Annotated in this window: 7 protein-coding genes; 3 read left to right on the top strand and 4 right to left on the bottom strand. The window is 40.8% G+C overall.

Going from position 1 to position 8,913, the window contains the following annotated elements; translation table 11 throughout:
• Window position 1 precedes the first annotated feature (1 nt).
• From NWP22_RS10920 to NWP22_RS10935, 4 genes are all read right to left on the bottom strand, one after another.
• On the bottom strand, window positions 2-1,396 hold the full coding sequence (locus tag NWP22_RS10920) for a TldD/PmbA family protein (RefSeq protein WP_271730731.1): 1,395 nt from the start codon (window positions 1,394-1,396) through the stop codon (window positions 2-4).
• Between the two features lie 72 nt (window positions 1,397-1,468).
• The gene (locus NWP22_RS10925) at window positions 1,469-1,885 is read right to left on the bottom strand and encodes a hypothetical protein (RefSeq protein ID WP_271730732.1); all 417 of its coding nucleotides are present in this window, start codon (window positions 1,883-1,885) and stop codon (window positions 1,469-1,471) included.
• Complete coding sequence (locus tag NWP22_RS10930) at window positions 1,882-2,724, bottom strand: FAD-binding domain-containing protein (protein WP_280801874.1); 843 nt, start codon at window positions 2,722-2,724, stop codon at window positions 1,882-1,884. The genes NWP22_RS10925 and NWP22_RS10930 overlap by 4 nt, the downstream gene beginning before the upstream one ends.
• Before the next feature lie 29 nt (window positions 2,725-2,753).
• On the bottom strand, window positions 2,754-4,088 hold the full coding sequence (locus tag NWP22_RS10935; RefSeq protein ID WP_271730734.1) for an aromatic ring-hydroxylating dioxygenase subunit alpha: 1,335 nt from the start codon (window positions 4,086-4,088) through the stop codon (window positions 2,754-2,756).
• A gap of 172 nt (window positions 4,089-4,260) precedes the next feature.
• On the opposite strand from NWP22_RS10935, the gene bcp reads away from it, so the two are divergent.
• The 3 genes from bcp (at window position 4,261) to NWP22_RS10950 (ending at window position 8,537) form a co-directional block, all read left to right on the top strand.
• Window positions 4,261-4,737 (top strand): thioredoxin-dependent thiol peroxidase, encoded by a 477-nt coding sequence (bcp, locus tag NWP22_RS10940; protein ID WP_271730735.1) that lies wholly within the window; start codon window positions 4,261-4,263, stop codon window positions 4,735-4,737.
• 229 nt (window positions 4,738-4,966) lie between these two features.
• The gene (locus tag NWP22_RS10945) at window positions 4,967-6,130 is read left to right on the top strand and encodes a cysteine desulfurase family protein (protein WP_280801875.1); all 1,164 of its coding nucleotides are present in this window, start codon (window positions 4,967-4,969) and stop codon (window positions 6,128-6,130) included.
• 64 nt (window positions 6,131-6,194) lie between these two features.
• Window positions 6,195-8,537 carry a DNA methyltransferase gene (locus tag NWP22_RS10950; RefSeq protein ID WP_280801876.1) on the top strand — a complete coding sequence of 781 codons (2,343 nt, stop codon included), beginning with the start codon at window positions 6,195-6,197 and terminating at the stop codon, window positions 8,535-8,537.
• The last annotated feature ends 376 nt before the right edge of the window (window positions 8,538-8,913 follow it).

Below are 8,913 nucleotides of genomic sequence, written 5' to 3' on the forward strand. Positions count from 1 at the left end.
TTCAGGTTTCCCCTCCAACTACCACATCACGAATTCGCAGACTCGGACCACCACAACCAACAGGTAAGCCATTCTGTCCACCTTTACCGCAACCACCAGACTCATCCCAATAAAAGTCATCACCCACGGATTCAATATCCGCCAGGGTTTGGAAAACGTTACCCGAAAGTGTCACATCCCTGACGGGTTCGGCTAGTTTACCGTTTCTAATCATCCACGCTTCTCCGGCAGTAAAGGTGAACATTTCCCCGTTGGTCATACCACCTAGCCAGTTACGGGCATATACACCTTGTTTGAGATCAGTAAATAAATCTGCAACTGGGGTTTTTCCCCGGGCAATCCAGGTGTTAGTCATCCGCACAATGGGGTTAAACTGATAATTAAGACAACGAGCATTACCGGTGGGGGCTTCTTCTAACTTGCCGGCGGTTTCACGAGAATGTAAACGTCCTACCAAAATACCATCTTGAATCAGTTGCGTAGTTGTACTAGGTGTACCTTCATCATCATACAAATAGCTACCACGATGCCCTAGGGGAGCGGCACCATCAAAAATTTGTAGTTCTTCTGGCCCAAACCGCCGTCCCATGCTCATGACTTCCAATAGGTCTGGGTTTTCGTAAGCCATATCGGCTTCAGAAAGATGTCCAAAGGCTTCGTGAACAAATAAACCTGTCAGCACTGGGTCAATGACCACTGTGTAGGTATTGGCTTTTACTGATGGTAGAGTTAAGGCAGCAACAGCTCTTTGGGCGGCACTTTTAACTTGTTCATCGAAAGCAGTTAAATCTTCGTAAGCCTGGCGAGAACCGGTAGTTTCCCTGCCTGTTTGCACGGTAGCGCCGTTTCTGGCTGTGGCGGAAAACCGCATTTCCATATCTACCCAAGATTGCTCGATCAGAGTTCCTTCAGAGGTAGCAATAATCACTTTTTGCGCGCTGTCAGCATAGCGGACTGAAGTGTTGGTAATGCGATGATCAAAGCTTTTTAATACATCAGTATAGCGATCGCACAGTTCTTTTTTCTGCCCAATGGGAATTTGACGGGGGTCACTCCCGGTCAGGGGTAGCTGGTATACTGCTTGTACTGCTTCAATGGGGGCTAGTATAGTTTGTTCATCACCTATCATCTGAGCCGCTGCGATCGCTTCTTCCATGCGTTCTTTAATTGTCCCTAACTCATTAAAACTACTGAAGCCCCAGCCACCTTTATAACAAGCTCGAATATGTCCGCCTATAGAAATGCTTTCGCTGAGGGTTTCTATTTTGTCTCCGCGCAACAAAATGTCGGTTCCTTCTGCTTGCTCTAGGCGAATCAGTAAATAGTCTACTCGGTATGAGTAGCGGGTGATGAGGTCGGAAAGTAGATTTTGAGCTTCAGCAAGTGTTTTTGGCATTTTTTCTGAGGGGGCAAATATTTAAACGCAAAGGGGCGCAAAGTCCGGCGCAAAGGGGCGCAAAGGCTAAGTTCACTCAAAAAGCTGTTGTTCTGCTACTTTCCAATACCGGGAGAATCTTTTCAGGTCTATATAGCCATCGTATTCTAAGAATGGTTCGGTTTCCCAGACTTCTAAATTTAATGATGTTTCTATTTGGTGGCAAATATGCTTAAATCTGGGGCTGGGACTGGCTGCTGTGGCTACTACATCGGCATGATGTTCTTGGGCAAATGCTACAATTTCTTGGGCTACGTTACCACGGCGAATGGTGACTGGGAGCTCTAATAGGCATTCATAAATAAATGTGATCCGTTTGAGGCTGATTTGCCATTCTTCAATTAAGGCATCATCCCATACCCAGATGGCTGGAGCATGGGGGTATTGTTGTAATGCTCCGGTTTGTGAACTCAGTGAGTCCCCATGTACCCAAACTATTGTTTGACTCATTTTTTACTTCTTTTGCCTTGTTGCCAACTTTGACTATTGGGGTTTTTGGTAAATTTACTCCGGGGAAACAGTCTCTTTTCTAATTGTTCATAGCTACCTTCCAAGTCACAATGACCATGAAGGTTACACTGGCGACAATAAACACCTTTGGTATAGCGTTCTAAGTTTTCACGGTTGAAAAAATAGGGTTTATGGCTAAAGGTGCTGGCTACCCATTGCCATGACATATTATTACTAGCTGGGTCACCATCTAACAAGTGTTGTAAAAACCATTCGGCTCCGGCTTGCCAACGAATGCGCCGCCAATGGACAATATAAGCGGCTAGCCACATCCGCATATGGTTGTGTAAGTAGCCGGTTGAGCGTAATTCCTGGCTAAAGCTATCTATACACACCATTCCTGTTTGGCTTTGGGTGATGTCTGCTGGTAAGTTGGGCGCGTAGTCTGTTGGGGTGTACCCAGTTTTATATTCTTCTTGGTCTTCCCATATGCGATCGCCTAGTTTCATATACAATCTCTGCCAATAGTCACGCCAAGCCAATTCATTAATTAGCTTAGTCGCATCTTTGGGGTCTTGTACTTTTGCTAACACATAATCCCGCACCTCGCCCAAGCTTAACACTCCATAACGAATATAGGGTGAAAGTCTGGTGACAGCCCCATTTAAAAAATTACGTGTTTTCGCGTAGGTTACCGGGTTTACTTGTTTTAGTAATTTCTGTGCAGCTTTACGCCCTCCCACGGTTTCACTCACATGACCATCCCTTTGGGCTGCATGGGGGAATTGTTCCCCCAGGTAGGCTATTAACTCATCGCGGTTACTAAAATCACGTCGCATATGTTAAGTTTATATATAATTACGGTCAACTATTGCTTTTGGGGATGGATATAGTCTACAAAGTAGAACTGAGGCACTAACTGGAATTTCAGCCAGGAGTAAGCTCCCATACTTAATGCTGCTGTGATTACTAAGGGCAAACCTAACTTAATTCTCAAAGCATCAGGAAGTAAAGCAACTCCAGCAATAGTAGTTATACTATATACTAATAATCCCACTTGTAAGCGTTGTATAACCTTAAGAGCGTTACGACAACTGCGACAATGCCGAGTGTGTTGTGAATAGCGATCAAGTAATACAGCACGCTGATCATTAATGGGGGTAGGTGCGATCCTAATTCCTACTTCTTCCCAAGGTAGCTGACCGCCACAATACTGATCAAACCAATTACGAAACTCAATTACCAAACGGTCTGCACCTGTAGCTAGTTTATAGATACTCTTCCAGCTTGCAGATGCTTGTTTGTCTTGCAGAAACTTTTCTTGCTGGTGTAAAATAATCATATCTCCATCCAGTACCAGATTACGGGTGTTGACATGAGTCCACCACCGCGGTATAATATGGTGGAGTGTTTTGGCAAAGTTGCGGGTAAATTGGGCGACAACTCTGGACTTACCCGGAGATACAGGAATGCAGTAGGTGACAAGTCCCAGTTTTTTCTCCCCAGAGTCCCCTAAAGTAATGGCATACTCCAAACGACAAGGAGGTACAAAGGTGATTGTAGTTTTCATACCTCTATTAATCACTGTTTCAATTAACTTTGAAGTGGATTGTACAACCTCCATAGATATGGGTACGGCATTTTCTCTTTTACCCTGTACCCCATGATGAGTAAAAGGGACATGACTAGGATCTGCGACATTTTCCACTAAAGTTTGCCAATCATATTCTAAATCCCGCACATAAGACGACCACACAAACCCTTTATTAGCATCTATTTGAGGTGACAGGGGTAAGGGCGTATTGGCTGCTTGTGCTGCTGAGTTCCCATCAGGCCAAACCCAAAGTAAATCATTAGCCTGGCGAACTGGTAGTGAAATTACACAGTAATTATTTTGATTTTTAGTCACAATTTCTGGGTTTTCCGCTTGGGGAATGTGAGTACACACCCCTTGAGAATCAAATTCCCAACCATGATAACTACACATTAAATTACCAGTTTTCTCCTCAACACGTCCTTCACTCAAAGGAGCGAGGCGGTGGGGACATTGGTCTAAAAATACCCGGTAAGTCTCAGATGACTTAGGCTTCCAGATAACTAAACGAATTCCTAACAGAGTGACTGGTGTTGGTCGTTGAGGGTCAATATCTTCTACTGGTGAGAGGGGATACCACTGTTGGAAAAAGTTAAATTCAGATGGCATTGTTGATGATGGTGGTGTTTAAGTTGGGTGGAAAATCTGACGCTCAGGCGCTCTTTTCGCCAAAGCCACTTACTAAGATATTGTCACAGAAGATGAAAAAATTCCCTGTGGCTATTTCTCACCTCCCCTCATACAGGTAAAATTTTGATCAGATGGCTATCTAAAATACATAATGAGTGACATTCCCCAAACCGGACAACTCGCGCCTAATTTCTCCATCCCTGACCAAGATAATCATACCGTTAGCCTGGGTGATTTTCCCGGTCAATGGGTTATATTATATTTTTACCCCAAAGATGATACCCCTGGCTGTACCACCGAAGCCAAGGACTTTACGGAATTGTCTGCCGAGTTCAGCCAACTGGGAGGTAAAATATTAGGTGTAAGTCCAGATTCCACAAAAGCTCATTGTAAGTTTATTGACAAACATAATTTAGCTATTACCTTGTTAAGTGACCCTGAACACCAGGCCATAGAAGCCTATGGCGCTTGGCGGTTAAAGAAATTCATGGGTAAAGAATATATGGGTGTAGCCCGGTCAACATTTCTCATCTCACCAGATGGGATAATTGCTTATACTTGGCCCAATGTTAAAACTAAAGGTCATGGACAAGCAGTATTAACTAAGTTACGGGAATTAGCGCTTTGAGATCCCCGACTTCTTTGATCAACTCCCAACTCAGCGAGCGTATACACCAGAAGTCGGGGATCTTGGGATTAACCAAGGAGGAAATCTTGTTTGAGATCCCCGACTTCTTTGATCAACTCCCAACTCAGCGAGCGTATACATCAGAAGTCGGGGATCTTGGGATTAACCAAGGAGGAGGAGATGACAAAATTATAACTATTGAAAAAAACTCAGTCAAAGCAGTTAGTTTATGTCTATCCGTCCTATATATCTTGATTGTCACGCTACTACACCTGTAGATGAACGGGTATTAGCAGCCATGATGCCCTATTTTACAGAACACTTTGGCAATCCATCTAGTATTAGTCATGTTTACGGTTGGGAAGCGCAAGCAGCTGTCAAACAAGCACGGGAAATTTTAGCCACAGCTATTAATGCTACACCCGAAGAAATCGTATTTACCAGTGGTGCTACAGAAGCCAATAATTTAGCCATTAAAGGTGTAGCTGAGGCTTACTTTCAACAGGGTCAGCATATTGTCACCGTAGCGACAGAACATAGTGCGGTGCTTGACCCTTGTAATTATTTAAAATCTTTGGGATTTGATATTACCATTCTCCCTGTGCAGCCAGATGGTTTAATTGATTTAACTGAGTTAGAAAAGGCCTTGCGTCCTGATACAATTTTAGTATCAGTCATGGCGGCTAATAACGAAATAGGCGTATTACAACCCTTGGCAGAAATTGGGGAAATTTGTAGGGAAAGAAATATCATTTTTCATACAGATGCAGCCCAAGCTATTGGTAAAATTCCCTTGGATGTCCAGGGGATGAAAGTTGATTTGATGTCCCTGACCGCACATAAAGTATATGGACCCAAGGGGATTGGGGCTTTATATGTCCGCAGACGTAACCCTAGAGTTAAACTCGCACCGCAACTACATGGCGGTGGACATGAGCGGGGGATGCGTTCGGGAACTTTATATACACCGCAAATTGTCGGTTTTAGTAAAGCTGTGGAAATAGCGATCGCCTCCCAAGCAACAGAAAATCAACGCCTAGGGGAACTCAGACAAAGGTTATGGGAACAGCTCTCACAGTTATCGGGAATTCACCTCAACGGACATCCCACCCAGCGACTAGCGGGAAATTTGAATATTAGTATTGATGCGGTAGATGGTGCGGCGTTATTGTTAGGGTTACAACCGGTGATGGCGGTTTCTTCTGGTTCTGCTTGTTCCTCCACCAGTACAGCACCCTCCCATGTGCTGACAGCTTTGGGACACTCGGAAAAATTAGCTTATGCTTCCCTGCGGTTTGGGATGGGACGATTTAATACTGCTGAACAGATGGATATAGTCGCACAGCAGGTTATTTCTACTGTGGAAAGTTTACGCTCTCTCAAGTTCGCTTAATTGGTTAGGGTCATTGGACCCCACCCCCTCCGCTGCGAGCCAGGAGGGGAGTTCAAATTAGAAATTGAATGCTGCTAAAATCCAGCATAACTTCTATTTAAATTTTAGAAGTATAGCAATCCAAAATTTCATCTACCCTGATAGAGGAGGAAACATCAAAATGCAGAATCTTTTTGCGGAATTGAACTTTCATCGTCTCAAATCCGACCCAGATTTTAAAGAAGATAGTGTTAGGGAAGTAATTATTTTGCCGATTTTAAAAGCACTTGGTTATAGGGAAATAAATATAGTTCGTAGTAAAACATTACAACATCCTTTTTTAAAAATTGGTAGTAAAAAACGCCCGGTAAATCTTATTCCTGATTATGTTTTGAAGTTAGAAAATAAATTTGCTTGGGTGCTTGATGCAAAATCACCCAATCAAAATATCAAATCATGTGAGCATATAGAGCAAGTTTATAGTTATGCTATCCACCCGGAAATTAGGACTAATTATTTTGCTCTTTGTAATGGCGTAGAATTTTCTCTATTTAAAACTCCCGAAACTGACATACCTATTCTATTTTTTGCCCTTGATGAAATTGAATTTTATTGGGAAAAATTAAATCAATATCTTTCACATAATAGCTTTCAATCTGGCAAAAACTTTAGTTATGAAAATACTACAGCTACAGTTAAACATCAAGGTAATTTTAATTATAACACCCGTCCTTTATTAGCAGAAATTCCCGTAACCAAACGAGCTGCAAGAAGACATTTTGGCGTTCATGGATATTTTACTAAACAAGCTTGGAATGTAGTAGCTGAATATATAAAAAATTTTAGTCAACCTGGAGATTTAATTCTTGATCCTTTTGGGGGTAGTGGTGTAACAGCAATTGAAGCTTTAATGAATAACAGAAAAGCCATTAGCATAGATATTAATCCTATGGCGGTCTTTATCGTTAATTCCTTAATTGCTCCTGTAGATTTTAATGAACTTTCAGCAGCTTTTGAAAGAGTTAAAAAAGAATATCAAAAAAAAGAACCCACTACAGAAACTGAAATAAAGAAAGCATTGATAAAATACCCCTATCCTCAAGGTTTAAAATTACCTAAAGGTTCAGATGTCGAAACAGTAGAACAGTTATTTAGTGATAAACACTTAGCACAGCTAGGTTTATTAAAGTCAATTATTCAAAAAGAGAAAGACAAAAACATTAAAGATTCATTGATGTTAATGTTTTCTGGACTCATAACTAGACTAAATCTCACATATCATACTTCAAATCGTCTTGTTCGTCCCGGTGGTAATTGTTCTCTGTTTGTTTATTATCGCTATAGAATTGCACCTAAACCCTTAGACCTTGATATTATCAAATATTTTGAACTGCGATTTCAAAAAATAGTATCAGCTAAAAAAGAGATGGAATATTACATTAATGAAAAAACCATTTCTCATGCAAAAATTATTAAACATTCAGCCACAGATTTAAGTTTTATTGCTTCTGAAAGTGTAGATTATATATACACTGACCCTCCCTATGGTAAAAAAATACCCTATTTAGACTTATCGGTCATGTGGAATGGGTGGCTAGATTTAAAAGTCACAGAAAAAGACTATGAACAAGAAGCAATTGAAGGAGGAGAACATAAAAAAACTAAAGATGAATATAATAACCTGATAGCCGCTAGCATTAAAGAAATGTATAGAGTGTTAAAATTTGACCGTTGGTTATCATTTGTATTCGCCCATAAAGATCCTGAATTTTGGCATTTAATTATTGATACTGCGGAAAAGTGCGGATTTGAATATATTGGAGCAGTACCGCAAAAAAATGGACAGACAAGTTTTAAGAAAAGACAAAATCCTTTTACAGTTTTGTCAGGACAATTAATAATTAATTTCCGCAAAGTTCGTAGTCCTAGAACTATCATGAAAGCTAATTTAGGAATGGATATTGCAGAAATTGTCATTGAAACTATTGAAGGAATTATTGCTAAAAATGATGGGGCTTCATTGGAGCAAATTAACGATGAACTAATTATTAAAGGTTTAGAGTTAGGTTTCTTAGATTTGTTAAAAAAAGAGTATTCAGATTTAACGCCGATTTTAATAGGTAATTTTGACTATGACGAAAAACCTGAACTATTTACTTTGAAGAAAGATACAAAATTCCAGTCACATATTGATGTAAAACTGAGAATTAAATACTATTTAATTAGTTATCTAAGAAGAATGGAACGAGAAAATAATCATCCAGGTTTTGATACAATAGTTCTGCATCTGTTACCATTGTTGAAAAACGGAAATACACCGGAAAATCAAACTATTTTAAGTGTATTGGAAGATATCGCCGAACGTATAGGGGAAGACAGTTGGAGACTCAAAAAACAGGGTCAACTTTCGCTATTTGACACACCTTAATGATTAGAAATACAGCAGGTTTGATCAGGGTTGCAACCAGCATAAGGTAGGATCATGGAAAAAGGTGGGATGATTGGCCTTGAGTGCCAAAACATAATCTGCTTTTTTATGGTAATAATTCTTCCAACCAACATCGCTTAGAGGATGTTTGATAAGTCATGATTAGTGTATCAACTATTGTTTCACCCCACCCCCTTCCTTACAAGGGTAGGTTTTTAATATGATCTGTGAAGGCAAGACTACCGAAGACAAGGAAGGAAAGTGGACAAGGAAGATTTTATACGGACAATGGTCTTTTAATGGGCTATTTTTCTTACTAAGAATACAGACTTTGTACTGTTTTTCTCCGGTGGTCACCTTGTCCACCTTGTCCACC

Origin of the sequence: Anabaenopsis tanganyikae CS-531, assembly GCF_029891675.1 — a bacterium.
GTDB classification, from domain to species: Bacteria; Cyanobacteriota; Cyanobacteriia; order Cyanobacteriales; family Nostocaceae; genus Anabaenopsis; species Anabaenopsis arnoldii.

What these genes read in the sequence shown, in the direction of transcription:
- NWP22_RS10920 (WP_271730731.1), bottom strand. Translation starts at nt 1,396, where the DNA reads ATGCCAAAAACACTTGCTGAAGCTCAAAATCTACTTTCCGACCTCATC.
- NWP22_RS10925 (WP_271730732.1), bottom strand. Translation starts at nt 1,885, where the DNA reads ATGAGTCAAACAATAGTTTGGGTACATGGGGACTCACTGAGTTCACAA.
- NWP22_RS10930 (WP_280801874.1), bottom strand. Translation starts at nt 2,724, where the DNA reads ATGCGACGTGATTTTAGTAACCGCGATGAGTTAATAGCCTACCTGGGG.
- NWP22_RS10935 (WP_271730734.1), bottom strand. Translation starts at nt 4,088, where the DNA reads ATGCCATCTGAATTTAACTTTTTCCAACAGTGGTATCCCCTCTCACCA.
- bcp (WP_271730735.1), top strand. Translation starts at nt 4,261, where the DNA reads ATGAGTGACATTCCCCAAACCGGACAACTCGCGCCTAATTTCTCCATC.
- NWP22_RS10945 (WP_280801875.1), top strand. Translation starts at nt 4,967, where the DNA reads ATGTCTATCCGTCCTATATATCTTGATTGTCACGCTACTACACCTGTA.